The organism is Pusillimonas sp. SM2304 (genome assembly GCF_031628915.1).
In the GTDB taxonomy this organism is placed as follows: Bacteria; Pseudomonadota; Gammaproteobacteria; order Burkholderiales; family Burkholderiaceae_B; genus Pusillimonas_C.
In genome coordinates, this window is record NZ_JAVLUJ010000001.1 from 1,518,259 (window position 1) to 1,543,499 (window position 25,241).

General features: G+C 62.2%; 27 protein-coding genes and 1 riboswitch. Of the genes, 12 read left to right on the forward strand and 15 right to left on the reverse strand.

What is annotated here, in order from left to right:
• Window positions 1-54: 54 nt before the first annotated feature.
• The 3 genes from dksA to RE432_RS07025 all read right to left on the reverse strand — a co-directional run bounded on the left by dksA (window position 55) and on the right by RE432_RS07025 (window position 2,307).
• Window positions 55-498: an RNA polymerase-binding protein DksA gene (gene dksA, locus RE432_RS07015; RefSeq protein ID WP_310932571.1), complete on the reverse strand. Its 444-nt coding sequence runs from the start codon at window positions 496-498 to the stop codon at window positions 55-57.
• A 75-nt stretch (window positions 499-573) separates the two neighbouring features.
• Window positions 574-1,701, reverse strand: a complete 1,128-nt coding sequence (locus tag RE432_RS07020) for a GTP-binding protein (protein WP_310932572.1) — start codon at window positions 1,699-1,701, stop codon at window positions 574-576.
• Between the two features lie 135 nt (window positions 1,702-1,836).
• Window positions 1,837-2,307, reverse strand: a complete 471-nt coding sequence (locus RE432_RS07025) for a Fur family transcriptional regulator (RefSeq protein ID WP_310932573.1) — start codon at window positions 2,305-2,307, stop codon at window positions 1,837-1,839.
• Between the two features lie 132 nt (window positions 2,308-2,439).
• Here RE432_RS07025 and RE432_RS07030 point away from each other — a divergent pair, with 132 nt between their 5' ends.
• The 4 genes from RE432_RS07030 to RE432_RS07045 are packed head-to-tail and all read left to right on the forward strand — an operon-like array spanning window position 2,440 to window position 5,198.
• Window positions 2,440-2,589 carry a hypothetical protein gene (locus RE432_RS07030; RefSeq protein ID WP_310932574.1) on the forward strand — a complete coding sequence of 50 codons (150 nt, stop codon included), beginning with the start codon at window positions 2,440-2,442 and terminating at the stop codon, window positions 2,587-2,589.
• Window positions 2,590-2,599: 10 nt separating this feature from the next.
• Window positions 2,600-3,316 (forward strand): ABC transporter ATP-binding protein, encoded by a 717-nt coding sequence (locus RE432_RS07035; RefSeq protein WP_310932575.1) that lies wholly within the window; start codon window positions 2,600-2,602, stop codon window positions 3,314-3,316.
• Window positions 3,316-4,215 (forward strand): metal ABC transporter permease, encoded by a 900-nt coding sequence (locus RE432_RS07040; protein ID WP_310933049.1) that lies wholly within the window; start codon window positions 3,316-3,318, stop codon window positions 4,213-4,215. The genes RE432_RS07035 and RE432_RS07040 overlap by 1 nt, the downstream gene beginning before the upstream one ends.
• Window positions 4,215-5,198 (forward strand): metal ABC transporter substrate-binding protein, encoded by a 984-nt coding sequence (locus tag RE432_RS07045; RefSeq protein ID WP_310932576.1) that lies wholly within the window; start codon window positions 4,215-4,217, stop codon window positions 5,196-5,198. The genes RE432_RS07040 and RE432_RS07045 overlap by 1 nt, the downstream gene beginning before the upstream one ends.
• Window positions 5,199-5,221: 23 nt before the next feature.
• Here RE432_RS07045 and xerC read toward each other — a convergent pair whose 3' ends face one another.
• From xerC to RE432_RS07070, 5 genes are all read right to left on the reverse strand, one after another.
• Window positions 5,222-6,172 (reverse strand): tyrosine recombinase XerC, encoded by a 951-nt coding sequence (xerC, locus tag RE432_RS07050; protein WP_310932577.1) that lies wholly within the window; start codon window positions 6,170-6,172, stop codon window positions 5,222-5,224.
• Window positions 6,173-6,181: 9 nt separating this feature from the next.
• Window positions 6,182-6,868, reverse strand: coding sequence for a DUF484 family protein (locus tag RE432_RS07055; RefSeq protein WP_310932578.1), 687 nt, complete (start codon window positions 6,866-6,868; stop codon window positions 6,182-6,184).
• On the reverse strand, window positions 6,865-7,776 hold the full coding sequence (gene dapF, locus RE432_RS07060; RefSeq protein ID WP_310933051.1) for a diaminopimelate epimerase: 912 nt from the start codon (window positions 7,774-7,776) through the stop codon (window positions 6,865-6,867). The genes RE432_RS07055 and dapF overlap by 4 nt, the downstream gene beginning before the upstream one ends.
• A gap of 721 nt (window positions 7,777-8,497) precedes the next feature.
• Entirely contained in the window at window positions 8,498-9,388 is an 891-nt protein-coding gene (locus tag RE432_RS07065) for a lysophospholipid acyltransferase family protein (protein ID WP_310932579.1), read from the reverse strand.
• Window positions 9,385-10,239, reverse strand: a complete 855-nt coding sequence (locus tag RE432_RS07070) for a lysophospholipid acyltransferase family protein (RefSeq protein ID WP_310932581.1) — start codon at window positions 10,237-10,239, stop codon at window positions 9,385-9,387. Before RE432_RS07070 ends, RE432_RS07065 begins: the two co-directional genes overlap by 4 nt.
• Before the next feature lie 246 nt (window positions 10,240-10,485).
• Here RE432_RS07070 and metK point away from each other — a divergent pair, with 246 nt between their 5' ends.
• The 5 genes from metK to metF all read left to right on the forward strand — a co-directional run bounded on the left by metK (window position 10,486) and on the right by metF (window position 14,766).
• The gene (metK, locus tag RE432_RS07075; RefSeq protein WP_310932583.1) at window positions 10,486-11,649 is read left to right on the forward strand and encodes a methionine adenosyltransferase; all 1,164 of its coding nucleotides are present in this window, start codon (window positions 10,486-10,488) and stop codon (window positions 11,647-11,649) included.
• 7 nt (window positions 11,650-11,656) lie between these two features.
• A complete protein-coding gene (locus RE432_RS07080; protein ID WP_310932584.1) occupies window positions 11,657-11,872 on the forward strand; it encodes a DUF1289 domain-containing protein in 216 nt (71 codons plus the stop codon).
• 46 nt (window positions 11,873-11,918) lie between these two features.
• A riboswitch (S-adenosyl-L-homocysteine riboswitch) is annotated at window positions 11,919-12,019 on the forward strand.
• 72 nt (window positions 12,020-12,091) lie between these two features.
• Complete coding sequence (ahcY, locus tag RE432_RS07085; RefSeq protein WP_310932585.1) at window positions 12,092-13,510, forward strand: adenosylhomocysteinase; 1,419 nt, start codon at window positions 12,092-12,094, stop codon at window positions 13,508-13,510.
• Window positions 13,511-13,591: 81 nt separating this feature from the next.
• Entirely contained in the window at window positions 13,592-13,930 is a 339-nt protein-coding gene (locus tag RE432_RS07090) for a phage holin family protein (RefSeq protein WP_310932587.1), read from the forward strand.
• Window positions 13,927-14,766, forward strand: coding sequence for a methylenetetrahydrofolate reductase [NAD(P)H] (gene metF / locus RE432_RS07095; protein ID WP_310932588.1), 840 nt, complete (start codon window positions 13,927-13,929; stop codon window positions 14,764-14,766). Before RE432_RS07090 ends, metF begins: the two co-directional genes overlap by 4 nt.
• Here the strand turns inward: metF and RE432_RS07100 are convergent.
• The 4 genes from RE432_RS07100 to RE432_RS07115 are packed head-to-tail and all read right to left on the reverse strand — an operon-like array spanning window position 14,651 to window position 18,787.
• The gene (locus RE432_RS07100) at window positions 14,651-15,397 is read right to left on the reverse strand and encodes an FMN-binding negative transcriptional regulator (RefSeq protein WP_310932589.1); all 747 of its coding nucleotides are present in this window, start codon (window positions 15,395-15,397) and stop codon (window positions 14,651-14,653) included. The genes metF and RE432_RS07100 overlap by 116 nt on opposite strands.
• A gap of 30 nt (window positions 15,398-15,427) precedes the next feature.
• The gene (locus RE432_RS07105; RefSeq protein WP_310932590.1) at window positions 15,428-16,354 is read right to left on the reverse strand and encodes a glyoxylate/hydroxypyruvate reductase A; all 927 of its coding nucleotides are present in this window, start codon (window positions 16,352-16,354) and stop codon (window positions 15,428-15,430) included.
• Window positions 16,355-16,360: 6 nt separating this feature from the next.
• Window positions 16,361-17,314 carry a tripartite tricarboxylate transporter substrate binding protein gene (locus RE432_RS07110; protein WP_310932591.1) on the reverse strand — a complete coding sequence of 318 codons (954 nt, stop codon included), beginning with the start codon at window positions 17,312-17,314 and terminating at the stop codon, window positions 16,361-16,363.
• Between the two features lie 48 nt (window positions 17,315-17,362).
• Window positions 17,363-18,787 carry an amidase gene (locus RE432_RS07115; protein WP_310932592.1) on the reverse strand — a complete coding sequence of 475 codons (1,425 nt, stop codon included), beginning with the start codon at window positions 18,785-18,787 and terminating at the stop codon, window positions 17,363-17,365.
• 82 nt (window positions 18,788-18,869) lie between these two features.
• Here RE432_RS07115 and RE432_RS07120 point away from each other — a divergent pair, with 82 nt between their 5' ends.
• Window positions 18,870-19,661: an IclR family transcriptional regulator gene (locus tag RE432_RS07120; protein ID WP_310932593.1), complete on the forward strand. Its 792-nt coding sequence runs from the start codon at window positions 18,870-18,872 to the stop codon at window positions 19,659-19,661.
• 69 nt (window positions 19,662-19,730) lie between these two features.
• Here RE432_RS07120 and RE432_RS07125 read toward each other — a convergent pair whose 3' ends face one another.
• Window positions 19,731-20,369: a 5-formyltetrahydrofolate cyclo-ligase gene (locus RE432_RS07125; protein ID WP_310932594.1), complete on the reverse strand. Its 639-nt coding sequence runs from the start codon at window positions 20,367-20,369 to the stop codon at window positions 19,731-19,733.
• A gap of 67 nt (window positions 20,370-20,436) precedes the next feature.
• Between RE432_RS07125 and RE432_RS07130 the strand changes: the two genes are divergently transcribed.
• Together RE432_RS07130 and RE432_RS07135 are read left to right on the forward strand one after the other, a co-directional pair.
• Window positions 20,437-22,575 (forward strand): transglycosylase SLT domain-containing protein, encoded by a 2,139-nt coding sequence (locus tag RE432_RS07130; protein WP_310932595.1) that lies wholly within the window; start codon window positions 20,437-20,439, stop codon window positions 22,573-22,575.
• The gene (locus RE432_RS07135; RefSeq protein ID WP_310932596.1) at window positions 22,572-23,747 is read left to right on the forward strand and encodes a tRNA CCA-pyrophosphorylase; all 1,176 of its coding nucleotides are present in this window, start codon (window positions 22,572-22,574) and stop codon (window positions 23,745-23,747) included. Before RE432_RS07130 ends, RE432_RS07135 begins: the two co-directional genes overlap by 4 nt.
• Here RE432_RS07135 and RE432_RS07140 read toward each other — a convergent pair.
• The gene (locus RE432_RS07140; protein ID WP_310932597.1) at window positions 23,744-24,730 is read right to left on the reverse strand and encodes a tripartite tricarboxylate transporter substrate binding protein; all 987 of its coding nucleotides are present in this window, start codon (window positions 24,728-24,730) and stop codon (window positions 23,744-23,746) included. The two genes, RE432_RS07135 and RE432_RS07140, sit on opposite strands and share 4 nt — an antisense overlap.
• 46 nt (window positions 24,731-24,776) lie before the next feature.
• A complete protein-coding gene (locus RE432_RS07145; protein ID WP_310932599.1) occupies window positions 24,777-25,241 on the reverse strand; it encodes a MaoC family dehydratase N-terminal domain-containing protein in 465 nt (154 codons plus the stop codon).

Here is a 25,241-nt window from a genome sequence, read left to right on the forward strand (position 1 = left end):
CGGGGGGAGCGCCAGGATTCGGCGCCCGGGCAGGGCGCCGGGCTATGCTATTGCCTAGTCCCCGTACAGCTTCTGGCGCATTTCGCGGCGTTCTTGCGCTTCGAGCGACAAGGTGGCCGTTGGACGCGCCAGCAGGCGTGGGATGCCGATAGGTTCACCGGTTTCTTCGCACCAGCCGTATTCGCCCGAGTCGATCAGCGTAATGGACTGCTGGACTTTTTTAAGCAGCTTGCGCTCGCGGTCGCGGGTGCGCAGTTCCAGGGCGTGCTCTTCTTCGATAGTGGCGCGGTCGGCCGGATCGGGGACGAACTGGGTTTCGCGCAGGTTTTCGGTGGTGGCGTCGGCGTTGTTCAGGATTTCCTGTTCGAGTTCCTTCAGGCGGTTCCTGAAGAAGGCCAGTTGGTCCTGATTCATGTAATCAGATTCGGGCATTGCCAACAACTCTTTTTCTGTCAGCAAACGACCTTGATTCTTTGCGGCGGCTGATTTGCTTGCCATGATGTTTCCTCTTTTTGTAGTGTTGGTGCTTGGAGCCGATACCGCGCTACGGATGCCGCGCGGTTCGGTTCACGATCAGACCAAGCATTGTTCCAGGCCCCTAGTGAAAATCTCTTGGGGGAGTTTACGTCCGATGAACACCATTTTGGTATTGGGCTTTTCACTGCCTAGCCAGGGCTTGCCAGGTTCGGCTCCCATCATCATGTGCACGCCCTGAAAGAGCATGCGGCGATTGATTCCTTTCAGATACAGAATACCCTTGTAGCGCAGCAGATCGGGGCCGTATACCTGGACGATGCCGCCCAGGAACTCTTCGAGCCGTTCGGGATCGAAGGCCTTGTTGGAGCGGAAGACAAAGGCGCCGATTTCGTCGTCGTGGTGGGCGTGGTGGTGATCGTGATGGTGCCCACAATGCGCACCGCACTCGCCCGCGTGATCATGATCGTGATCGTGGTCATGGCCGTGGCCGTGGCCGTGGCCGTGGTCATGCCCATGTTCATGGTCGTGCGCGGCGTCGGGATGTTCGTCAGCCAGGAAATCGGGGTCGATGTCCAGGATGGTATTCAGGTTGAAGCCGCTGATGTCCAGGAGCGCGGCCAGGTCGGTTTCGCCAAAATTGACGGGGGTGATCGTGGCGCGCGGATTGATGCGCACCAGGCGGGCACGCAGCGCCTGGTAGTCGACGTCGTTGACCAGGTCTTTCTTGGAAATGAGCAGGCGGTCGGCAAAGCCGACCTGTTTCTGGGCTTCTTCCTGTTTGTCCAGTGTTTCCATGCCGTGCTTGGCATCGACCACGGTAATGACGGCATCGAGCCGATAGTAGTCGGCGATTTCGTCATCCATGAAGAAGGTCTGGCACACGGGGCCGGGATTGGCCATGCCGGTGGTTTCGATGATGACGCGCTCGAAGTTCAGTTGCCCGGCCTGGCGCTTGACGCGCAGCTCGTTCAGCGTGCGCATCAGGTCGCCGCGGACGGTGCAGCAGACGCAGCCGTTGCTCAGTTCGACGATCTCTTCTTCGCTGTCTTGCACGAGCAGGTCGTTGTCGATGCTTTCGGGCCCGAACTCGTTTTCGATGACGGCAATGCGCCGTCCGTGATACTCGGTAAGAATGCGCTTGAGCAGGGTGGTTTTGCCTGCGCCCAGAAAACCGGTAAGTATGGTTACCGGAACCATTTTGTTTGCTTGAACAGCGGCTTTCATCGTGTGCCTCGCGAGCACGGCCTGAATAATGCGACCGGAATACGACTGGCGGCCAAGGGGCAATTATTCGTACCGCGCAAAAAAACTTAACGTGCGATTACAGCACAGCATACGCTTTAGAGCAAACCCGTGCTTTTAATGCGTATGCGTCCTGCAGTTGGCGCACAGAGCGCGCAGCTCGGTTTCGTGTCCGGACAGGGCAAAGCCGGCGTCCGCGACCTTGTCGGCAAGCTGGCGGCTCAGTGCGGGATCGCTCAGTTCGGCGACGGCGCCGCACTGGGTACAGACGATCAGCAGGTCATGAGGCTCGCCGGCGGCATCCAGGCAGGCTGTCCAGGCGTTGATGGCGTCAAGCCGGTGTACCAGCCCTTCGTCGACCAGGAAGTCCAGGGCGCGATACACCGTGGGGGGGGCGGCGCCGGGCTGAACGCCGCGGATCAGGTCCAGAAGCTCGTAGGCTTTGACGCTGCGGTGCTGGGCCAGCAGGATTTCCAGCACCTTGCGGCGAATCGGGGTCAGCCGCTTGCCCCGCTGTGCGCACAGCGATTCGGCAGTAAGCAGCTTGGCCGCCAGGGCGGATGGCTGTGTCGAATGTTTGGCAGACATGGCATTGGCTCTCGTGCAAAAATCAGGTTGGCCCGCATAGACGGATTGGGCCACCCCTGGTGATGTTATAACATAGCGAATGCTATAATGGCGCGGCAAGGACGCTATTCTACCGTCCCCCTTTTTGCTTTCATGCACCGCTCTCCTTCTTCTACCGCCGGTGGCTCGCGCCGATACCGTGGCTCGGCATTGCTTTCGTCCAGCGTCCAGCGCATGGCGCGGGTGCTGCTGGCCGTGCTGTTCTTGTGGATGCTGACCGGTTGGGCCATGGGTTGGTGGTAGGGGCCGCAAAATGACAAGCGCCGTCATAGAACTGGATCAGGTGTCGCTGGGTTGGCGCGACCGGGTAGCGGTGCGCGACGTTTCGGGCTCATTTGCGCGGGGTTCGCTCACGGCGATCGTAGGGCCGAACGGGGCCGGCAAGTCGACGCTGATCAAGGGCATCATGGGCCTGGTCAGTCCGTTGCGGGGGCGAATTCGCCTGGCAGGCGATGCGCGTACCCACATGGCTTGCCTGCCGCAGCAAGGCGAGCTTGATCGCAGCTTTCCCCTTACGGCCTACGATCTGGTGGCCATGGGCGCTTGGCAGCGGGTAGGCCCCTGGAAGCGTTTTTCCCCCTCTGAGCATGATCGCGTCCAGTCGGCCCTTGACGCCGTGGGACTGGCGGATTTCGGTTCGCGCATTATCGGTACGCTGTCGGGCGGCCAGTTGCAGCGGGCGCTGTTTGCAAGGCTATTGCTGCACGATGCCGGCACTTTGCTGCTTGATGAGCCGTTCGCGGCGGTTGATCGGGACACCACCGAAGATTTAATGCAACTGTTGCAGGCATGGCACGGAGAAGGGCGCACGGTCATTGCCGTGCTGCACGATCTGGAACTGGTGCGCGCCTGTTTTCCGCGCGCGCTGCTGCTGGCGGGGCAGGCCGTGGCCTGGGGGGCCACCCACGACGTATTGACACCCGAGAACCTGCACCTGGCACGCCATTTGTGCGCGGGGGACTACCTGTGATGTGGCTTGTCGACCTGCTGTTCGGCCCCTTTATTGATTATGGTTTCATGCGCCGCGCCCTGGCTGGTTCGCTGGCGCTGGCGTTTGCCGCCGGCCCGCTGGGCGTTTTTCTGGTGCTGCGCCGCATGAGCCTGATGGGCGATGCCATGGCGCATGCCATTTTGCCGGGCGTGGCCGTGGGTTTTCTGACGGCCGGCCTGTCTTTAAGCGCGATGACGATAGGCGGGATGATTACCGGCCTGGTGGTGGCCATGCTTGCGGGGGCCGTGGCGCGGCTCACGCCGCAGCGCGAAGATGCCAGTTTTGCCGCGTTTTATCTGGTGTCGCTGGGTTTGGGGGTGCTGCTGGTCTCGTTGCGCGGCTCGAATATGGACCTGATCCACGTGCTGTTCGGCACCGTGCTGGGGCTGGACGACGGCGCTTTGCTGCTGGTGACGGCCGCATCCAGTATTACGCTGCTGTCGCTGGCACTGATTTTCAGGCCGCTGGTGCTCGAGTGCATGGACCCGCTGTTTTTGCGCAGTCAGGGCGCGGCCGGCTCGCTGATCCACATGCTGTTTCTGCTGTTGCTGGTCATGACGCTGGTGGCCGGATTCCAGGTGCTGGGCACGCTGATGGTGGTGGGGATCATGATGCTGCCGGCCACGGCTGCCCGGTTCTGGGCCGGGTCGGCGGGCAGGCAAATGGTGCTGGCTGCGGGTATCGGCGCCTTTGTGTCTTACGTCGGCCTACTATTTTCGTATTACGCTAACGTACCGGCTTCCCCGGCGATCATAATTGCGGCAGGATGTATCTACTTCCTGTCTATTTTCTTTGGCCCCCAAGGGGGGCTGATGCAAGCCGCGCGCCAAGCGCGGGCACGTCATCAGCGCCTGTCCAGGATTTCGGAGCATCTTTGATGTTGAACAGTGTTCGTATCCGGCCTTTCAACCGGTTCCGCCGGGTGGTCCTGGGCACCATGATGGCGGCCGCCTTAGGCCTTTCCGCCTCCGCTGCGCAGGCGATCGGCCCCGCCGCGGCGGTCAAGCCGCTGCAGGTGGTGGCCACGTTCTCGATCCTGGGCGATATGGTCAAAGAGATTGGCGGCGAGCACGTTTCAGTCGTCACTATCGTCGGTCCCAATGCCGATGCGCATACCTTCGAGCCCACGCCCGCCGATATCAAGGCCTTGGCCGCGGCGGAAGTGCTGGTGTTGAATGGCCTGGATTTCGAGGGCTGGCTGCCGCGCCTGACGGAAGCCGCCGGTTTCAAGGGTGCGCGGGTGCTGGCGTCTGAGGGTGTGGCGGTGCGCCATCTGCGCGCCGGCGAGGCGCAGCAGAATCACGGCCATCGGGAAGGCGACGTTGATCCGCATGCTTGGCAGAGCCTGGAAAACGGCATGGTCTACGCGCAGAATATCGCCGAAGGCCTGTCCAAGGCGGCGCCGATGCATCGTGCCTACTACAAGAACCGGACCAAGCTGTATACCGAGCAGATGAAAAAGCTCGATACGGAAATCAAGCTGGCGCTGGCCGACATCCCGGACGACAAGCGCAAGGTCATTTCCTCGCATGACGCGTTCGGCTACTTCGCCCAGGCCTACAACATCCGGTTTTTCTCGGTGGCGGGTTTGTCCAACCAGGCCGAACCGTCGGCCAAAGAGATGGCTGCGCTCATCGACACCGTCAAGAAGATGGAGGTTGCAGGCGTGTTTATCGAGCATTCCGCCAGCCCGAAGCTGGTGAGCCAGATTGCACGCGAAACAGGCGCCCGGGTGGGCGGCGCCTTATATTCCGATGCTCTGGCGCCATCGGATCAGCCCGCCTCGACCTATCTGGGCATGTTCACCTGGAATGCGGGCCAGCTTATTTATGTGTTGAAAGACAGCGTCGTCAAACCCTGAGCGGGCCGGTGCCGTCGGCCCGGCTAGCGCTTGCGGCTGGCGCGCGGGTGGGCCTGATCGTAGGCCTGGGCCAGATGCTGGAAATCCAGGCGCGTGTAGATTTGCGTGGTCGAAATATTGGCATGGCCCAGCAGCTCCTGTACCGCGCGTAGGTCTTGCGCCGACTGCAGCATATGGCTGGCAAAGCTGTGGCGCAGGCTGTGGGGGTGAACATGGACCGGCAACCCGACCCGCATGGCGAGCTTGTTCAACTGCAACTGGACCACGCGCGGGGTAATGCGTTTGCCGCGCGCGCCAAGAAACAGGGCCGCGGCGGCATCAGGCCCGGCACTGCCATCGACCAGGGGGTCGCGCTCGTGCAGCCAGCGCGCCACGGCGGCGATGGCCTGGCCGCCTAGGGGCACGCTGCGCGTCTTTCCGCCTTTGCCCTTCACGATGGCTTCCTGCTCGTTCAATTGAACCCAGCTTTGCGATTCATAGTCGCCTGTGCGGGTATAGCGCCAATCCAGGCTGACCAGCTCAGCCAGGCGCAATCCGCTGGAATACAGCACTTCGAACATGGCTTGGTCACGGCAGTCGATCGCGGTATCGGGTTCCGGCAAGCCCGGGCGGTCCAGCAGGGCCTGGGTCTGTTCCACCGACAAGGCCTTGGGCAGGCTGCGCGGCGCTTTGGGCGCCCGCACCCCGGCAGCCGGATTCGATTCCATGCCCGCCTGAGGCGCCCACCACTGGTAGAAGCCGCGCCAGGCAGCCAGCGCCCGCGCCAGGCTGCGCGGCTTCAGCCCTTGCCCATGCAGCCGGCCGATGGCCTGGCGTATGTGGCTTTCGGTATAGCGGTCAAGCGCCACGGAATCGTGGCACTGCACCAGATGATGCAGGTCTTGCCGGTAACCCGCCAGCGTGTGCGCCGAATAGCGGCGGTGGCCTTGCAGATGCGCAAGCCATTGCTCCATAGGGGCGGGCAGGGCATGCATGGCCGGTCGTTATGCGTAGTCGTCGGGTTTGGCGGGGCCCTGCAGGCGCAACAGACTGGCGCTGGCCAGTTGATTGATCGTATCCAGGAAGGCGGTGCCCATGTCCGGGGTGAAGCGCTCGGCATCGTCGGAACCCAGCACCAGCAAGCCAATGGGCTCGTTCAGCCCCGGCGCCCGCAAGGCGATCATGGCCAGCGAGGCCGGCGGCATGCCCAGCCAGCTTGCGGCCTCCTGGTCCTTGAACGGCCCGCAATAAGGGACGGTCAGCTCGCGGGCATAGGTCCGGATGCTGTCGGTCACGTCTTCATTGAATTCGCTGCCCTGCAGGCGCGACAGATCCCACAGGCGCAGCGCAATGGTGGGAAGGTCGAACAGGTCGCCCAGGCTGCGCACGATGTGGCCGGGAATCTGCGTGGCGTCGTCTTCGGCCAGCATGCGGCAGCACCAGTCGGTGAGCGTCTTGCTGATCCGTTCGTTGCCGCTGGCGTTGTGTACCAGTCCGGATAACTTCCATTCCAGATCTTTGGTGCGCGCGCGCAAGGTCATGATTTGCCGCTCGCCCAATGAAATGGCGCGCGTTTCGTTGGGATGGGGTACGCGCAAGTTGGCGAACAGATCAGCGTGATCCTGGAAGAAAGACGGGTTGTTCTGCAGGAAATGTGCGATTTGATCGGCGGAAAGACTCTCGGCAGTCATGGTTGTAGGAAATCCTTGGTATTGAACTGTTCGGTAAGGGCGTCGATATCGACCTGGCCGGCAAATACCGTAGCCGCCGGCCCGCTCATGCGCAAGTGCGTGCCGTTCCAGGACACCGTCAGCGGCCCGCCCCGTGTATGCACCCGCACCGGGCTGTCCAGCAGCCCGCGCCGGATGCCCGCGACCACGGCGGCGCAGGCGCCTGTGCCGCAGGCCAGCGTTTCGCCGGCTCCGCGTTCGTACACGCGCAGCTTGATGGTGTGGCGATCCACAACTTGCATGAAGCCGGCGTTCACCCGTTGCCCAAAGCGCGGGTGCGACTCGATCAATGGCCCCACAACGCCCACGGGCGCCGTCAGGACGTTGTCGACCACTTGTACCGCATGGGGATTGGAGATGGCCACCAGCGAAAGCTGGACCTCGTCGTGGCTGGCCAGCGGCAGGGTCCAGAGCGTATCGTCCGCGCAGGGGGCGGACCGCAGGCCCCGCACATCGAAGGCCAGGGCTTCGGGCTCGAAGCGCGTCTGGCCCATCTCGACCGACACGCCGTCGGCCCCGGTGTTGTCCAGTGTGATGATCCCGGTCTTGATCTCGGCGCGCAGGGGATTGCGGCGCGACAGGCCCTGTTCGTGCACAAAACGCACAAAACAGCGCGCCCCATTGCCGCAATGCTCGACCTCGCTGCCGTCGGCATTGAAAATGCGGTAGCGGAAGTCGGCTTCGGGGTGCAGGGGTGTTTCGACCAGCAGGATCTGATCGGCCCCGACGCCAAAGTGCCGGTCAGCCAATGCCCGCGCCCGTTCGGGCGTCATGTCGATAGTTTGCCGCACGCCGTCAAGCACGACAAAGTCGTTGCCGGCGCCGTGCATTTTCACGAAATTCCAGATCATGGTGTCATTATCCCGGATTACGGGCGGTTTGTCCGGCGCAATTTTTGGGTTGAATGGCGTGGTTCGGTACGCTTTATTGGCGGGTCAATGTACTTGAGGACGTTGTGCTGGGCGGGTGGCGCAGGACCGGCTACGGCGTGCTTGTTTCCGCATCTTCCTCGTCCAGCCGGGCGTCGGGCGAACTCACTCGCTGCGCTCGTTCAGACAGCGCCCGACGAAAGCCCCCGGCCTCCCTTCGGAAGCCTGCGGCGCACGCCTAACCGCCGGCCCTGCGCCACCCGCCCAGCACAACTGTGGTGATGAGCATTGGACCAGGCTGCCAATTTGTGCGTTGTAGGAAAGCAGCATGTTGCGCTTCATGTGTCTGTGCCAGCATTGCGGACACTGCGCACAGAAACCATTGATGGGCCACCTTCGACATATCCTAAAAAGGCCCTGGCGGCGGGGGCTGTGCAGGCGCCTCGCGCACGCCGTTTTTGACGGGTAAAACGGGGATGCAAGGGGGCGGCTGCTCGAGACCGGCGGGTGTCGGGCCATTGGCCCGACCGGTCGAGTTCCGCACCCGCCCCGATTTACCCGTCAAAAACGGGCAACCCTGGCGTAGCCAGGGTCGTAGCGCGCGAAGCCGTAACAGCCCCCGCCGCCAGGGCCTTTCTTAAGAACCAAAGGGGCCATTAAGAACCAAAGGGGTCAAAATCGAAACCAGGCCGACAACACAAGACACGGCCCCGGCCATGCATCAATAAATCCGCGCCTCGCCCTCGGGCCGCGTCTTGAACCGCCGGTGCACCCAATAATATTGCGGCGGATCCACCCGTACCCAGCTTTCAACCAGCGCATTCAGCCGCGCCGTCGCCTCTTCAGCCGACTGCTCGCCCGGAAAATCCTCTAGCGGGGGCAAAACCTCGACCGCATAGCGTCCTGTTTCCTCATCCAGCCGGCTGATAATCGGCACCACCGCCGCATCCCATGACTTCGCAATCTGCGCCGTCGCCAGCAGCGTCGCCGCCTGCACCCCAAAAAAAGGCACAAATACCGAGCCAGCGCGCCGGAAATCCATGTCCGGCAAATAGTAAACCGGCACCCCATTGCGCAAATGCCGGATCAGCCCTCGCACGCCGGCGCTGCGGCTGACCAGATGTACCGTGTTGAAACGGCCCCGTCCCTCGCGCACCAGCGTATCCACATCCGCATCGCTTTGCGGCGTGTACATCGTGGCGGATTCCTTCAGGAACAGCGTCAGGCGGGTCGCCGCCGCATCCAGGCCAATAAAGTGCGGCGCCAGCATAATGATCCGGCGTTTGGCCTTCAAGAGCGCATCCAGATGCTCCAGGCCCGTAATTGGCGTGGCTTCCATGATCGCCGGCGCCGGGCCAAACCAGCACAGCCCGCGATCCACCACCGACCGCGCCAGTAAATGAAAATGCCGACGCAGCCAGGCCTCTCGCTGTTCAGGCGTGCGGTCCGGAAAACACAAAGCCAGATTCGTGCGCACCACATGCGCACGCGAGCGCAGCAGGCGCGGCGCCAGCCAGCCCAGCACGCGCGCCCAGCGCCGGCGCGTGGCCGCCGAGGCGCGGCCGAAGTAAGCAAAAACGGAACGAAGCAAAGGCAGCTTGTGGAAAGTCATGGCAGCGTGTCCTCTGGACGCGGCGGCGCATCCTTCGGGATTTTGTATCGGTTGTAGCTCCATAGATACTGCTGCGGAAAACGCCTGATCAGTTGCTCCATGGCATGGTTAATGGCCGTAGCCAGCGCTTGCGGATCGGTGGGCAGCGGCTCGGGCAGCCGTACGTAATGAATGCGCCAGCCTTTGCCATCGGCCAGGCGCTCGCCGGCCGTCAAAATAATCGCCACGCCTGTTTGAAGGGCCAACCGGCCCGCCAGCGTCATCGTCAGGGCCTGTTTGCCGAAAAAAGGCGCCCATACCCCCTCGCCACTGCCCGGGACCTGGTCGGGCAGCATGCCTACCGCCTCGCCGCGCTTGAGCGCACGGACGAACTCGCGCACCCCCTGCATCGTGGCCGGCACCGCTTTCAGGCCCGATGTATTGCGCGCCTGCTCCATGACCGGCTCCAGAAACGCCTGGCGCGGCGGACGATACATCACCGTAATCGGACCATGCTGTATCAAGTAGCGGGCGGTGATCTCGAAGCAGCCCAGGTGCGGGGTCAGATACAGAATGCCCCGGCCCTCGGCCAGCGCATCGCGCACCACTGCGTTGTCGTCGCTGTGTGTTTTGCCCAGGCATTGGCGTGTGCGCAGCCAGATCTTTGGGGTTTCCATGATCATCGCGCCTGTTTCGGCGGAGGCGCGGCGCGCGAACGCGGCGCCCGGGTAGCCCGCTTGGCGGGCATTGGCTTGCAGTCTTTTGCGGTACTTGCCTGGCCACATATAGACCAGCGTCCCCGCGAATCGGCCGATGGCGTGCAGCATGGGCAGCGGCAACCAGGCCAGAAAACGAAACAAAGCCAGAAACATAGACGGGCAATAACCCTTGCGCAAGAAGTGAAAAAAAGAAATGCAGGCGTATTTTCGCTTAAAATGATCTTTATCGCTGAGTTAACCGACAACTTGCGGGGCGATGGCGCGGTCTGTTCAGGCATCGCGCCAAAAAATCCGCTAAAGCGTCGCGCCCTGATAGCAACTGCTTAGCAGACGTCCGAGGTGCAACGCGTTTCGTTCAACCTCCTGCTGGGCAACCAGTGTTTTAAAGGACGCATCGCTGTGGCAAATAACGATTTCCTGTTTACATCCGAATCTGTTTCCGAAGGTCATCCCGACAAGGTCGCTGACCAAATATCCGACTCCATCCTGGACGCCATCCTCGAACAAGACCCTAATGCCCGCGTTGCGGCTGAAACGCTGTGCAACACGGGCCTGGTCGTCCTGGCCGGTGAAATCACCACCACTGCCAACGTCGACTACATCCAGGTCGCGCGCGATACGATCAAACGCATCGGCTACGACAACACCGACTACGGCATCGATTACAAGGGTTGCGCCGTGCTGGTCGCCTACGACAAGCAGTCGCCTGATATCGCCCAGGGCGTGGATCGCACCAGCGAAGAAATCCTGAACCAGGGCGCCGGCGATCAGGGCCTGATGTTCGGCTATGCGTGCGACGAAACCCCCGATCTCATGCCCGCGCCCATCTGGTATGCCCACCGCTTGGTGCAGCGCCAAAGCGAATTGCGCAAGGATGGCCGCCTGCCCTGGCTGCGCCCCGATGCCAAATCACAAGTTACGTTCCGTTATGTCGACGGCAAGCCGGTCGAGGTCGATACCGTGGTGCTGTCGACCCAGCATGCGCCCGAAATATCGCAAAGCGACATTAAGGAAGCGGTGATCGAACACATTATCAAGCCCAGCTTTCCCGATGGCCTGCTGACGCCCAAGACCAAATTCATGATCAATCCCACCGGGGTGTTCGTCATTGGCGGCCCGCAGGGCGACTGCGGCCTGACGGGGCGCAAGATCATCGTCGACACCTATGGCGGCGCATGCCCGCACGGCGGCGGCGCATTTTCGGGCAAAGACCCCTCCAAGGTCGATCGCTCCGCCGCCTACGCGGCGCGCTACGTGGCCAAGAATATCGTGGCGGCCGGCCTTGCCCGCCAGTGCCAGGTGCAGGTCAGCTACGCCATCGGCGTGGCCGAGCCCATCAACATCACGGTGTACACCGAGGGCACCGGCGTCATTCCGGACGAGCAAATCGCCCGTCTGGTGCGTGAAAACTTCGACCTCCGCCCCAAAGGCATCATCAACATGCTGGACTTGTTGCGTCCCATCTACAGCAAGACGGCGGCATATGGCCACTTCGGCCGCGCCGAGCCCGAGTTCAGCTGGGAAGCCGCCGACAAGGTGCAAGTACTCGAAAAGGCCGCCTGACTGCTTCATGGAAACGTCCGACATCCGGCGCGATGACGCGCACAGCCTGAAAACCACCGACTCGCCTTGCGTGGCGGTGTGTTCCACGCTGTACGACGAAATCTGCCGGGGTTGCGGACGCACCGCCATGGAGGTGGCCAACTGGGTATTCCTGGACGATGACGAGAAGCGCAGCATATGGCAGCGCATCACCGCCCAGGGCTATCCCAAGCGCAAAGGCTAAGGCCTTTGCCGCATCAACTGTCACACTAATTACGCTACAATCTAGGCTTCCTGAGGAGCGCTGCAACGGCGTCGGGGCCGGCATATGCCGCAGCCACCACCCGCTAGGCTCAGGATGTCTTTTCCGTTTCAACGGCGCTCATCGTTCCCTTGCCAGGCGAAGATGAGCGCTTATTGCATTCGGCGCATAGTCTGGTACAGGTTTATTGGATGATTACCCATGAATACTGTCACAGACGCCACCTTTACCGATTACAAGATTGCCGACATCGCCCTGGCGGGCTGGGGCCGCCGTGAAATCGCCGTTGCCGAAACCGAAATGCCGGGCCTGATGGCCACGCGTGAAGAATACGCGGCTGCGCAGCCCCTGAAGGGCGCACGCATTGCCGGCAGCCTGCACATGACGATCCAGACCGCCGTGCTGATCGAAACCCTGAAAGCGCTGGGCGCCGAAGTGCGCTGGGCCTCGTGCAATATCTTTTCGACACAAGACCACGCCGCCGCCGCGATTGCCGCGGGCGGAACAGCGGTATTCGCCGTGAAGGGCGAAACGCTGGAAGACTACTGGCAATATACGCACCAGATTTTTGAATGGCCCAACGGCCAGCATGCCAACATGATTCTGGATGACGGTGGCGACGCCACTACCTTGCTGCATCTGGGCGCCAAGGCCGAAAACGACATTGCCGTGCTCGACAAGCCGGGCAGCGAAGAAGAGCGCGTGCTGTTCGCCGCGATCAAGGCCCAGCTGGCGCGCGACGGCAAGTGGTATTCCACGCGCCTGGCGCAGGTTCGCGGCGTGACGGAAGAAACCACCACGGGGGTGCATCGCCTGTACCAGATGTCCAAGAAGGGCGAGCTGGCTTTCCCCGCCATCAACGTCAACGACTCGGTCACCAAGTCCAAGTTCGACAACCTGTACGGCTGCCGCGAATCGCTGGTCGACGGCATCAAGCGCGCCACCGACGTCATGGTAGCGGGCAAGGTCGCCGTGGTCTGCGGCTTTGGCGACGTGGGCAAGGGCTGCGCCCAGGCGCTGGCGGCACTGCGCGCCCAGGTCTGGGTAACGGAAGTGGACCCCATCTGCGCCTTGCAGGCGTCCATGGAAGGCTACAAAGTGGTCACGCTGGACGAGGCCGCCGACAAGGCCGATATTTTCGTGACAGCCACCGGCAACTACCACGTGATCACCCGGGCCCACATGGAGCGCATGAAGGATCAGGCCATTGTCTGCAATATCGGCCACTTCGACAACGAGATCGACGTTGCTGCGGTGGAAGACCTGCAGTGGGAAGAAATCAAGCCTCAGGTCGACCACATTATTTTTCCCGATGGCAAGCGCATCATCCTGCTGGCCAAGGGGCGGCTGGTCAACCTGGGTTGCGCCACGGGGCACCCCTCTTTCGTGATGTCGGCCTCATTCACCAACCAGACCATTGCGCAGATCGAGCTGTATACCCGCGGCGACGCCTACGAAAAGGGGCAGGTCTATGTACTGCCCAAGCACCTGGACGAAAAAGTGGCGCGCCTGCACCTGAAGAAGCTGGGCGTGCAGTTGACTGAGCTGCGCCAGGATCAGGCCGACTATATCAACGTGCCGGTGGCCGGGCCTTACAAGCCCGAGCACTACCGCTACTGAGCCGTCCGTTTTTAACGCAGTGCGCCGCGGCCCGGTTGGGCCCGGCGATTCAGAGCAGTGCTAATCAAAGGAGCGTCAACCATGGAACTTATTCTTGTCTGGATTCTGAACGCTGTTGCTTTGTTGATCGTGGCGTATATCTTGCCAGGTATTACGGTGGCGTCTTTCGGCTCGGCCCTGATCGCCGCCCTGGTGCTGGGTTTGCTTAACACGCTGGTCAAGCCCGTACTTATTCTACTGACCTTGCCGATTACGATCGTCACGCTTGGCTTGTTCCTGCTGGTGCTCAATGCACTGGTCTTCTGGTTTGCCGGATCGGTGCTCAAGGGCTTTCAGGTCAACGGGTTCTGGTGGGCCTTGCTGGGCGCCTTCGTCTACAGCATTGTGTCGGGTCTATTGTCGAGGTTGTTGACTTCATGAGCGGTAAGCAAGCGATCAGTCTGGAGTTTTTTCCGCCCCGTGATATTGCGGCGCAAGAAAAGCTGGTGCGTTCGGCCAAGCAGTTGCTGGCCTTGCATCCGGCCTATGTCAGTGTCACGTTCGGCGCAGGCGGTTCGACCCGCGCCGGTACGGCCGATACCGTGCGCCTGATGCAGAATCTGGGCTGCGATGCGGCCCCGCATCTGTCGTGCATCGGTGCGACCAGGCCGATGCTGGCCGATATCCTGGACAGGTACCGCGAACAGGGCATCAAGCGGATTGTTGCCTTGCGCGGTGATTTGCCGTCGGGCATGGGGGGCGATAGCGGCGAGCTGCATTATGCCAGCGAGCTGGTCGCCTTCATTCGCGAGCATAGCGGCGATTGGTTCCACATCGAAGTGGCGGCCTATCCCGAGATGCATCCGCAGGCCACCCATGCCGAGGCCGATCTGGACCATTTCGTGACGAAGGTGCGGGCGGGGGCGAATAGTGCGATCACGCAGTATTTTTTCAACGCCGACGCCTATTATGATTTTGTGGACCGGGCCCAGGCCAAGGGTGTGGCGGTGCCGATTGTGCCGGGGATCATGCCGATTACGAATTATGCGCAGCTGTCGCGTTTTTCAAATATGTGCGGGGCCGAGATCCCGCGCTGGATACGGTTGCGGTTAGCGGATTATGGCGATGACAAGGCGTCGATCAAGGCTTTCGGGGTAGATGTCATTTCGCGTTTGTCCCAGGATTTGCTGGATAACGGGGCGCCGGGGCTGCATTTTTATACGCTGAATAATGCTGATGTAACGATGGCGCTTTGGAAGCGGCTGGATTTGAGCTAGCGGCTGGTTGGGGCTCCCGCCGGCGCATCAGCGTGGCAACGGCGTGGTTGCCGGCGTCGTTGGATTTCTCTAGCGCCGTGATCACGCCCAGACGATCGGCGGGCGATTTGTCCTGGTTGAACTTGAACTTGCCTTCCAGCGCGTCAAGGGGGATGCGAATCGCCACGATGGCTTTGAGCCGGGGCAGGATGAGTTCTTCCTGCATGGCATCAAATCGCCAGCTACCCCCCAAGGGCGTGTCGTACACCTGCACCGTGCGGTCAAGTATCCTGCGCACTGACTCGGCTTCTTCTATACAGACTGGCGTGCCACGCGCATGTATCGCAGCGTAGTTCCAAGTAGGAAAGGTTTGTTGATTCTCATACCAGCTTGGCGAGATAAAAGCGTGAGGCCCTTGGAAAATCACCAAGGCCGGGCTGCCGGCCAGCAGGTCGGCTAACTGAGGATTGGCCCGCGCAATATGCGTGACGAGCGTTCCATGGGGGCCGCTCTCGGCATCGACCAGGAATGGCAGGTGGGTGGCTTGACTGCCCTTCGGGCCATGCGTGATGAGTGTGGCGAAGCTCCACTGGCGCATGCAGGCATGCAGTTCAGCCTGGTCGTGGTTTTGATAGGGCTTGGGTGTGTACATAAGACTCTCGGAAAGTATGCGCGGCTGGTATCAGTAGCCTCGGGCCACATCGACCAGGTTGATCAACGGCTGCCCTTGCTGCAGGCGGCGAATGTTCTCGGATACTTGCTGCACCACGGCCTGGGGCGAGGCCATGGTGGCCATGTGCGGCGTGATCACGACCTCGGGCATTGCCCACAAAGGGCTGTCGCCTGTCAGCGGCTCCTGCGGAAACACATCAAGCACGGCACCGCGCAGGTGGCGGCGCCGCAGGGCTGCCACGAGCGCTTCCACGACCAGGTGTTCGCCCCGGCCGCAGCCCACCAGGGCGGCGCCTGCGGGCAGGCGGGAGAACAGCGATTCATTCAATATGCCGCGGGTGTCGGCTGTCAGGGGCAGTAGATTGACAAGGATGTCTGTGTGGGCCAGGAAGCCATCCAGCGCCTCTTGGCCGGTATGGACCTGAACGCCCTCGATGGCGTGGGCGCTGCGAGCCCAGCCGCTGACCCGGTAACCCTGGTTTCGAAGCGCCGCCGCGACGCTGCGGCCCAGGCGGCCCATGCCCATGACGCCCACGCGGCAGTCGCATGCCAGGCGCAGCGTGGGCCGGTGCCAGGTGCGCGTGCGTTGCTGGCGCAAGGCGGTGTCGAAGGATCGATGGAAGTACAACACGGCCCACAACACGTACTCGACCATGCCGCGTGTCAGGCCCTCATCCACCACCCGGCATACCGGCAAGCCGGCGCTTGCCGTTCCCGGCAATATGTTGTCGACCCCTGCTGCAATACTGTGCACCAGCCGCAGGCGGGGCATGCGCTCGTATAGGCCGGGTGGCGTATTCCAGCATACGGCGACGTCGGCATCCAGGCAGGCGGGGTCCGGCCAGACCGAATACCGCAGCGCCGGCACTGCTTCTTGCAGCATCGGGCCCAGGTAATCGAGTTTCGACGTCTGGCTGAGCAGGGCGATATGCGTCATGGTTCCTTAATCCACCTTGATGTTGGCTGCCTTGATGATGCCGGCATTGCGCTTGAGCTCCATGGTCACCTGTTCTTTGAATTGATGGGGATCCGAATAGCGGGCGTCGAAACCGATGGCTTCCAGCGCTTCGCGCGTGGACTTTTCATTCATCATCTCCCGGATCTCGCGGGATAGCCGTTCCACGATCTCGGGCGGTGTGCCTTTGGGGCTGACGATGCCAAACCAGGTTTCGAAGTCGTAGTTTGCGATACCGGTCTCTTGCACGCTCGGCACGTCAGGCAGCCGGGCCGATCGCTGGCCGCTGGATACGGCCAGGGGGATGACCCTGCCGCCCTGAATCTGCGGCATGGCGGCCACCACCGTGTCGATGGACAGGGGGATCTGGTTGCCGATAAGGTCCGTCATCGCCGGGGAACTGCCCCTGTAAGGCACATGCAACAGTTGCGCGCCAGTCTTCTGCGCCAGGTATTCGCCGGCGATCTGGGGTAGCGAACCGGTGCCAAAAGAGCCATAGCTCAGGGGCTCGCTGGCGGACTTGGTCACGATGTCGGCCACGCTGCCAATGCCGGTCGCCGCCGTGGTCAGGAACACGAGCTGGGTGCCTCCGGCGATACCCAGATAGTCGTAGCTGTCGACCGGATCGTAGTTCAGGTTCTTGTAGAGCAGCGGATTGATGGTGAAGGACGAAGCCCCCATCACAAGAAGGGTATAGCCGTCGGGCTTGGCGCGCGCGACCGACGCTGCGCCTATGGCGCCATTGGAACCGGGCTTGTTTTCAACCACGACAGGCTGGCCCAGCCGGTCTGACAGATGTGATGCGAACAGGCGTGCGATCACGTCGGTCGAGCCGCCCGGCGGGAAAGGCGCGACCAGTGTCAACGGCTTGGATGGGTAGGTTTGCGACAGTGCGGTGGTGCTGCACAGAATAGCAAGGGTGGCTACAGCGAGTCTAATCATGCGTTTCATACGAAGCTCCAGGGTCTAGGGTGGGGAAAAGCGGCTTGGTCAATGTCCGGCCAGTAGCGCGGGCCTGCGGCGGTGGTAAGGCACGGTTTGCTCGAATGCATGGGCAAACTCCAGGAGGGCGCGTTCCTCGCGATAGCGGCCCACGATCTGCAAACCGATCGGCAGGCCGTCCTCGGTGAATCCGCAAGGCACGGAGATCGCGGGATGGCCGGTGACAGACAGGTAGTAGCCTGAGCGCATCCAATCGATGTAGTGCGCCATCGGGGTGCCCGCGATGCGCTGAACGTAGTCCCACTCGATTGGAAATGGCGGGACCTGGCTGACCGGTCCGACCAGGAAGTCGTAGGACTGCATGAAGTCGTGCATCTGCTGGAAAAGCGCGGCGCGCGCCTTGTCGGCCATGGCGACTGCGTTGCCGCTGGCGCCGCGGCCAACGCGGATATTCCAGTGGATGGACGACTTGAACGCTTCGGGATGGCGTGTAGCGAGTTCACCATAGGCCAGCTCGAATGCGACGCCGCGCAAGGTTTGGAAAGCCTCGTCAGCCTGCGAAAAATCGGGACAGATGGCCGTCACCTGGGCGCCCAGGCCATCCAGTACGTTCAGTTGCGCCTCCATCGCCTGCAACACGGCCGGGTCGATGGGCAGGCCGCCCCAAGTCGGCGCAAAGGCGACCCGGCTGCCCGCGACATGACGCTCCAGCGAACCCAGGAAACGCGCCGGATCTTGATCAATGGACAAAGGATCCCGCGCATCCGGGCCCGCCATCGCCGCCAGCAACAGGGCCACGTCGCCGACTGTTCGTCCCATGGGGCCCACCACCGTCAATGTATTGAACGGGTTGGCGGTGGGCCATTGGGGCACACGCCCTGGCGAGGGCCTGAGCCCCACCACATTGCAGAACGAGGCAGGATTGCGCAGCGACCCGCCCATATCGCTTCCGTCGGCCAGTGCCGACATGCCGCAGGCCAGGGCAGCAGCGGCGCCGCCGCTGCTGCCGCCGGCCGACCGGGTCAGATCGTAGGGATTGCGTGTCGCGCCAAAAAGGGTATTGACGGTATGCGAGCCTGCGCAGAACTCGGGAATATTGCTCTTGCCCAACGTGATGGCGCCAGCCGCCTGTTCGCGTTGCACCAGCAGGCTGCTGACAGTGGGAACATGGTTGCGATACAGTGGAGAGCCTTGGGTGGTGCGCATACCGCGCGTTAGAAAACAATCCTTGTGAACGATGGGCAGGCCGTGCAACAGGCCTAGTGGTTCGCCCCGCGCCTGCATGTCGTCTGCGCGGCATGCCTGCTCCATGGCGGCGTCAAGGTCCAGGGTCACCAGCGCATTGACCTGCGGATTGCAACGCGCGATACGTTCAATGTGAGCAGTCAGCAGTTCGCGGGCACTGAGGTGGCCAGCCAGGATTTCCTGGCGAAGTTCGGTTGCAGGTCGGTCGCAGAGTTCAGGTTTGGTCATATTTGAAGTATTGCTATACAATACATATTATCAATATAAAATACTATCAGTTAAATCCGTGCTCGGCAATGGAGGAAAACCAATGAGCGATGCTCCACAAGAGGATAGGGATAGCGCCACGCCCGGGAAGAAGGAGTTCTTATACGTGGCCGCAGTCGAACGCGCGATGCGTGTGCTGGAAGCTTTTGCGGCCAAGCCTGGCGATCTGGGTTTGTCCGAACTTGCAGAGATGACCGGCCTGGGCAAAAGCGCTGCCCAGCGCTTTGTGTTCACCTGGGAGAAACTGGGCTATTTGGCGCGCGACCAGGCATCGCGCCGGCTGCGCTTGACGCCCAAAGCCATCGAACTGGGCCATTCTTATCTGAAAGGGGATGCGCTGATCGCGCAGGTGGCGCCGCATCTGGCGGTGCTGCGCGACCAATGCGGGCTGGCCGTCAACCTGAGCATGCGCAGGGGCGATGACATGATTTATCTGTTGCGCCTGCCCAGCCGGCAACTCGCGCTGGCCGAGATGCTGCCGGGCCGCCGCTTGCCCGCGTGGTCGAATGCCAGTGGCCGCATGCTGCTGACCCAATGCAGCGAGGATGAGTTGCGGGCCATGTTTCTGCGCCAGCCCCCGCTGGTCTTCACGCCGCGCACGACTGTTGATCTGGAAACACTGCTCGGCGAGATCGCAAAAGCCCGGGTAAGCGGTTATGTCATCACCCAGCATCAGGTGCATATGCATCAGATCGCGGTGGCGATCCTGGCGACGGTGTCTTCCGGCGCGCAAGTGGCGATCGGCATTGCTACATCACTGGACGATTACTCGCCAGCGCGTGCCGAGGCGGAACTGGTGCCCGCTCTTTTCCGTACGGCAGCAGCGCTGCGCTGAGATTCATTGTCAGAGACTGAGACCGCATGCGTCGAAGGCACTGTCAGAGTCATGGATTTTTCGGACGTCTCAGACCAACACCGGCGCCGGCACCGCCCACCCCTTGTCGGTCAGAATGGCGTCCAGGCGAAAATCATGCGCTGCCGGCGTATGGGCAATACCCGCCGCGGCCAGATCGCCCGCGGCCCAGGCGATGCCTATGGTGGTGAAGCGGTGGCCTTGGGCTTTCAGCGCTGCCAGCGTGCGGTCGTAGTAGCCCTTGCCGTAGCCGATGCGGTCGCCCTGGCGGGTATAGCCCAGGGTCGGCACCAGCACGATATCGGGTAGCGGGGCGGCCTCGCCGACAGGTTCCTGTATGCCGTAGGCGCCAGCCTGCAGCGGGGCGCCGGGTGTCCATAATTTGAATTGTAAAGGTGCGTCGGGAGCGGTGACGACAGGCAGGGATACTTGGTATCCTTCTTCTTCGACCCATTGCTCGAGCAGTGGCTGCAGCACGGGCTCGTCGCTGGTCGGCCAGAAGGCTGCAATATTTTGCGGCACGGGCTTCCCGGCATCACGCAAGGCGGTGCGCGTGGTGGCCAGCCAGGTGAACAAACGGCCCCGGATCAATAGCGCACCCCGATTGCGATCAACAGGGGCCTGCGCGGCCCTGAGCTCTTTGAGTCGTGCGCGTACCGAGACTGCGTTATTCTCTGTATTGTTATTCATGGGCGATGTTATGTGGGATCAAGTCAAGATGTTAACCAATCGACAACGGTATCAGAAAACCCAGAGTATGTCTGGCGAGCCGTCGTTCGTGCGCTCGCGCATGAGCCTGTGGCTGGCGCTGTCGGTGGGCCTGGCTGGCTGTGCCGGCGCGGACCGTACCGCGGCATCGGCCGACCGCCCGACACCCCCGGCAGCCAGTGCTGCGGCTGATCCGGCGTCCGCGTCCGCCCTGGCGCCGGCCGGCCCCGACGTAGGCGGCGCGGTGCAGGTGGCGTCGCTGCAGGCAAGCTTGCCTGCGCAGGGCAAGGCGGATTCGATTCAACTGATCACGCCGCCCAGGGCGCGCGAAGCCGTGATCAATGCGCGCGATGCCATGCAGAAGAAACAATGGACGGCGCTGGAAAGCCTGCTGCCGCTCGCCAAGACGGACCCCGTTCTGGGGACCTATGCCGAGTACTGGTCGTTGCGCCAGAAACTGCAAGATCGCACCCGGCCGGTACCCGACGCCGAAATGCAGTTGTTCATGCAGACGCATCCTGATGGCTATCTAGCCGATCGGCTCAGGGGCGACTGGATTATTGCGGCGACACGCGCTGGCAATTACCCCTTGGCCGTCAAGCTGGGGCCGGTGGTCAACAGCAATGCCCAAGAGCGTTGTTCCCGGCTGCTGTCGCTGCACATGACGGGCGAGCGGGTCAGGGCGGCGCAAGCCATGGAGGCATTCCAGCCCAACTCGGCGTGCTGGAGCATGCTTGACCAGCTTGCCGACAGCAAGGTCGTGGGCTGGAAAGAGCTCGACACGCTGCTGCGCGCCACGCTTGAAACCAACAAGACGTCGAATGCGCAGCGGGTGGCGGCCATTATGTTCGACGGCGCCCAGATGGTGCATTATGCGGCGCTTATGAAGGATCCCAAAAAATGGCTGGCGGGGCGCCCGGCGCCCCGCTCGCGTGCCGACATAGAATTGGTCACGATTGCCTTGTCGCGCCTGGCCTATGGCAAAGAGCGCGAAGCGAATGCGGCCTATATTGAACGCCAGTGGGCCAAGACGCTGCCCAAGGCCGACATTGAATGGGTCTGGAGCCAGTTCGGCCTGGTGGCCGCGCTGAACGTCGAACTGAATGCCGTTGACTGGTATCGGAAATCGGGCAATGCGCGCCTGACAGACTACAACCATGCCTGGCAGGTGCGGTCCGAGTTGCGTCAGCCCCGCATCGATTGGGATTGGGTCGCCAAATCCATACGGCGGATGTCATCGCAGCAGGCGGCCGAACCCGTGTGGGTCTATTGGTACGCCCGGTCCCTGGCGGCCCAAGGCAATCAGCAGGCGGCCACCCAGCATTATCAATCGATTGCGGGCGAACTGAATTTTTATGGCCAGTTGGCCAGCGAAGAGCTGGGGCAGACGCCTTCCCTGCCTCCCGCGCCCGTGCCGGTCACGGCGGGCGAGCTGAAGCAGGCGCGTGAAAACCCGGGCCTGCGCCGTGCGATTGCACTGTTCGACCTGGGTTGGCGCCCGGAAGCGGTGCCGGAATGGAATTATGCCTTGCGCGGCATGACCGACCGCCAGTTGCTGGCGGCCGCCGAACTGGCGCGCGAGGAGCACATTTACGACCGTGTCGTGAACACGTCTTTGCAAACCGAAAAGGAAATCGATTTTTCCCAGCGCTTCATTGCGCCCTTCGAAGGCCGTGTGACCGAGAAAGCGCGGCTGATCAATCTGGACCCGGCCTGGGTGTATGGGCTGATCCGACAGGAATCGCGCTTTATCACCGATGCGCGCTCGCGCGTGGGGGCGTCGGGCCTGATGCAACTGATGCCGGCGACCGCCCGCTGGGTGGCCAAGAAAATCGGCATGGCCGATTTCAAGCCGTCGTCCGTGAACGATTTCGATACCAATACGGTCCTGGGTACCAGCTATCTGAGCATGGTGCTGAACGACTTGAATGGTTCCGAAGTGCTGGCGACCGCGGGCTATAACGCCGGGCCGCGCCGGCCGGTGCAATGGCGCTCCAAACTGGCCGCGCCGGTCGAGGGCGCGATCTTCGCGGAAACCATCCCCTTTACTGAAACCCGCTTGTACGTGAAGAATGTCATGTCCAATGCCACCTATTACGCCATGATGTTCTCGGGCCAACCTCACTCGCTGAAGAAGCGGCTGGGCACGGTGTCGCCTTCGCCCAACAAGCGGGTCGACTTGCCTTGACCCACGGCGCGCATGATCCGGCGGTGGCCGGGCTGGATGTCTATATTGTGGGCGGCGCGGTGCGCGATGCCCTGCTGGGGCTGCCTGCCGGTGACCGCGACTGGGTGGTGGTGGGCGCGACGCCTGAACAGATGGCGGAAAAGGGCTTCATTCCGGTAGGGGGCGACTTCCCGGTCTTCCTGCACCCCAAGACCAAAGAAGAGTACGCACTGGCCCGCACCGAGCGCAAGTCGGGGCGCGGCTACAAGGGTTTCACCTTCTACACCGGCGCCGATGTCACCCTGGAAGATGATCTGCGGCGGCGCGACCTGACCGTGAATGCGATTGCGCAGGTGCCCGACGGCCGCCTGGTCGACCCCTTGAATGGGCAGGCCGATGTGCGCGCCAAGGTGCTGCGCCATGTGGGCCAGGCCTTTATCGAGGACCCGGTTCGCCTGCTGCGGCTGGCCCGCTTTGCGGCGCGCTTTTCCGATTTTTCCATCGCGCCTGAAACCCTGCGCCTGGCGCGGCAACTGGTCGACGACGGCGAAGTCGACGCACTGGTTCCCGAGCGTGTCTGGCGCGAGGTGGCCAAGGGCCTGATGGTGGCGCAACCCGGACGCATGTTCCAGGTGCTTGCCCAGACAGGGGCGCTGCCTCGCGTGCTGCCGGGCTTGTGCTGGGATGAGCAGGTGCTGATGCCGGAGCTGGCGCGTGCGGCGCAGGCCGGCTTGGGCCTGGCCGCGCGTTTTGCGCTGGCCTGCCGCTTATCGGACGACCCTCAAGGCCTGGCGCGGCACGTCAAGGCACCCAGTGAGTGCCAGGATTATGCGCGGCTGCTGCCGGTGGTCCTGGCCGTGATTGCGGTGGATGCGCAAGCGGCCGCCACGCACGGACAGGCGGAGCAGGCCGAATCGGCGGGCGATGCCGCCGCCCGGCGCCGAGTCCGTCATCTGGATGTAATGGAGCGTTGCGACGCCCTGCGCAAGCCCGAACGGTTCCTGGATCTGATCGCCGCCGCTGCATGCGTGCGCGATGTGGATCAGGCCGCGTGGCGCGCGCGCGTGGCCGCCGTTCGCGCCATTGATGCGGGCGCTATCGCCCGCGCTCAGCAGGGCGACCCCGCCCGCATCAAGCAAGCTATGCGTGAAGCCCGCTTGGAGCAGTTGGGTCGTGCTGGCGGTGCAGTTTAATCCAGCTTGACGCCCGCCGCGGTAATGACATCCCCCCAGCGTTTGATTTCGCTGTGGATATAGGCATCGTATTCTTCGGCGCTGGAACCCAGGGGCTGCGCTCCTTGCGCGGCAAGCTGATCAAGAATGGTTTGTGATTTCAATGCGGCACGGACCTCCGTGTTCAAGCGCGCTACGATGGCGGGCGGTGTGCCTGCGGGCACGACGATCCCTTGCCAGGCACCCATGTCGAAACCCGACACCGCGCTCTCTGCCACGGTAGGTACATCCGGCAAGGTGTCGCTGCGTTTTGCGCTGGTGATGGCCAGGGCTTTCAGCCGTTTTTCATGGATATAGGGCAGGGAATCGTTCAGCGTATTCGTCATGAACTGCACTTGGCCGCCGACCAGATCGGTCATGGCCGGTGCGCTGCCCCGATAAGGTATATGTTCGGCTTCGATGCCAGTGGACTGGTTGAACAGGAACGCGCTAAGGTGCGTCACATTGCCAGCGCCCGCGCTGCCGTAGGAAAGTTCTCCCGGCTTCTTCTTGGCATAGTCGATGAATTGCTGGACATTGTCGACCGGCACCGATGGGTGCACCAGCAACACCATCGGGATGACGGCGGTTGATGTCACCGCATCAAAGTCCTTGGTGGGATCGAATGCCAGCTTGCTGTACAGGTTGGGGCTTAATGCTATCGACGAGGTATTGTAAAGAAGGGTGTAGCCATCCGCTTTCGCGTTGGCGGCGGCGGTCATGCCGATGGTGCCGTTTGCGCCGCCACGGTTGTCGACCACGACAGCTTGTCCAACTTGCTCGGACAACTGCTTGGCGATTACTCGTGCGATCAGGTCTGTGGGGCCTCCGGGGGGGAATGGAACAATCATTGTGATGGGGCGTTCCGGCCACGCGTCTGTCTTGGCGTTGGCCTGGGCGCCGGCTGCCAGGGTCAGTGGCAGCATCATCAGGGCGGTGCAGATTTTGCGTCGAGTAGCGTACATACAGTTTTCTCCTTGGGTGTTTGTTTATGATTGTTGTAAGACCGGCTTATTCCGGTTTGCCCGCCAGCATGCGCGTGGCGGTGTAGGTAATGACGTCTTCGTTGCGCTGGTTTTTTACGTCGATGCGCGACCCGACGATGGCGCGGTTCTGAGTAGAGGTTGGACGCAGGGAAGTCACCTCGACCTCGGCCCAGACCGTATCGCCCACTACAACGGGCGCCAGCATTTTCTTGTGTACTTCCAGCAAGGCCAGGCCCGTGCCCTGGACCATACCCTGCATAAGCAGTCCTTCAATCAGTCCATAGGTCAGGGCGCCTGGTACGGGACGGCCCTTGATCGCGCCGCGTTCGAAGGTGCTGTCGATGAAGATAGTTTCCAGCATGCCGGTGGTGCTGATGAAATTGACAAGGTCTGTTTCAGTAATCGTGCGGCGAAAGGTCTGGAAGCGTTGTCCTACGGTCAGCTCCTGCCAGTAGTAGCCGCGGCCCAGAGTGGGAAGGGGATGGCTCAT

Coding starts and splice junctions, on each gene's coding strand:
- dksA (WP_310932571.1), bottom strand. CDS start 498: ATGGCAAGCAAATCAGCCGCCGCAAAGAATCAAGGTCGTTTGCTGACA.
- RE432_RS07020 (WP_310932572.1), bottom strand. CDS start 1,701: ATGAAAGCCGCTGTTCAAGCAAACAAAATGGTTCCGGTAACCATACTT.
- RE432_RS07025 (WP_310932573.1), bottom strand. CDS start 2,307: ATGTCTGCCAAACATTCGACACAGCCATCCGCCCTGGCGGCCAAGCTG.
- RE432_RS07030 (WP_310932574.1), top strand. CDS start 2,440: ATGCACCGCTCTCCTTCTTCTACCGCCGGTGGCTCGCGCCGATACCGT.
- RE432_RS07035 (WP_310932575.1), top strand. CDS start 2,600: ATGACAAGCGCCGTCATAGAACTGGATCAGGTGTCGCTGGGTTGGCGC.
- RE432_RS07040 (WP_310933049.1), top strand. CDS start 3,316: ATGTGGCTTGTCGACCTGCTGTTCGGCCCCTTTATTGATTATGGTTTC.
- RE432_RS07045 (WP_310932576.1), top strand. CDS start 4,215: ATGTTGAACAGTGTTCGTATCCGGCCTTTCAACCGGTTCCGCCGGGTG.
- xerC (WP_310932577.1), bottom strand. CDS start 6,172: ATGCATGCCCTGCCCGCCCCTATGGAGCAATGGCTTGCGCATCTGCAA.
- RE432_RS07055 (WP_310932578.1), bottom strand. CDS start 6,868: ATGACTGCCGAGAGTCTTTCCGCCGATCAAATCGCACATTTCCTGCAG.
- RE432_RS07065 (WP_310932579.1), bottom strand. CDS start 9,388: ATGACTTTCCACAAGCTGCCTTTGCTTCGTTCCGTTTTTGCTTACTTC.
- RE432_RS07070 (WP_310932581.1), bottom strand. CDS start 10,239: ATGTTTCTGGCTTTGTTTCGTTTTCTGGCCTGGTTGCCGCTGCCCATG.
- RE432_RS07080 (WP_310932584.1), top strand. CDS start 11,657: ATGGAAACGTCCGACATCCGGCGCGATGACGCGCACAGCCTGAAAACC.
- ahcY (WP_310932585.1), top strand. CDS start 12,092: ATGAATACTGTCACAGACGCCACCTTTACCGATTACAAGATTGCCGAC.
- RE432_RS07090 (WP_310932587.1), top strand. CDS start 13,592: ATGGAACTTATTCTTGTCTGGATTCTGAACGCTGTTGCTTTGTTGATC.
- metF (WP_310932588.1), top strand. CDS start 13,927: ATGAGCGGTAAGCAAGCGATCAGTCTGGAGTTTTTTCCGCCCCGTGAT.
- RE432_RS07100 (WP_310932589.1), bottom strand. CDS start 15,397: ATGTACACACCCAAGCCCTATCAAAACCACGACCAGGCTGAACTGCAT.
- RE432_RS07105 (WP_310932590.1), bottom strand. CDS start 16,354: ATGACGCATATCGCCCTGCTCAGCCAGACGTCGAAACTCGATTACCTG.
- RE432_RS07110 (WP_310932591.1), bottom strand. CDS start 17,314: ATGATTAGACTCGCTGTAGCCACCCTTGCTATTCTGTGCAGCACCACC.
- RE432_RS07115 (WP_310932592.1), bottom strand. CDS start 18,787: ATGACCAAACCTGAACTCTGCGACCGACCTGCAACCGAACTTCGCCAG.
- RE432_RS07120 (WP_310932593.1), top strand. CDS start 18,870: ATGAGCGATGCTCCACAAGAGGATAGGGATAGCGCCACGCCCGGGAAG.
- RE432_RS07125 (WP_310932594.1), bottom strand. CDS start 20,369: ATGAATAACAATACAGAGAATAACGCAGTCTCGGTACGCGCACGACTC.
- RE432_RS07130 (WP_310932595.1), top strand. CDS start 20,437: ATGTCTGGCGAGCCGTCGTTCGTGCGCTCGCGCATGAGCCTGTGGCTG.
- RE432_RS07140 (WP_310932597.1), bottom strand. CDS start 24,730: ATGTACGCTACTCGACGCAAAATCTGCACCGCCCTGATGATGCTGCCA.
- RE432_RS07145 (WP_310932599.1), bottom strand. CDS start 25,241: ATGAGCCATCCCCTTCCCACTCTGGGCCGCGGCTACTACTGGCAGGAG.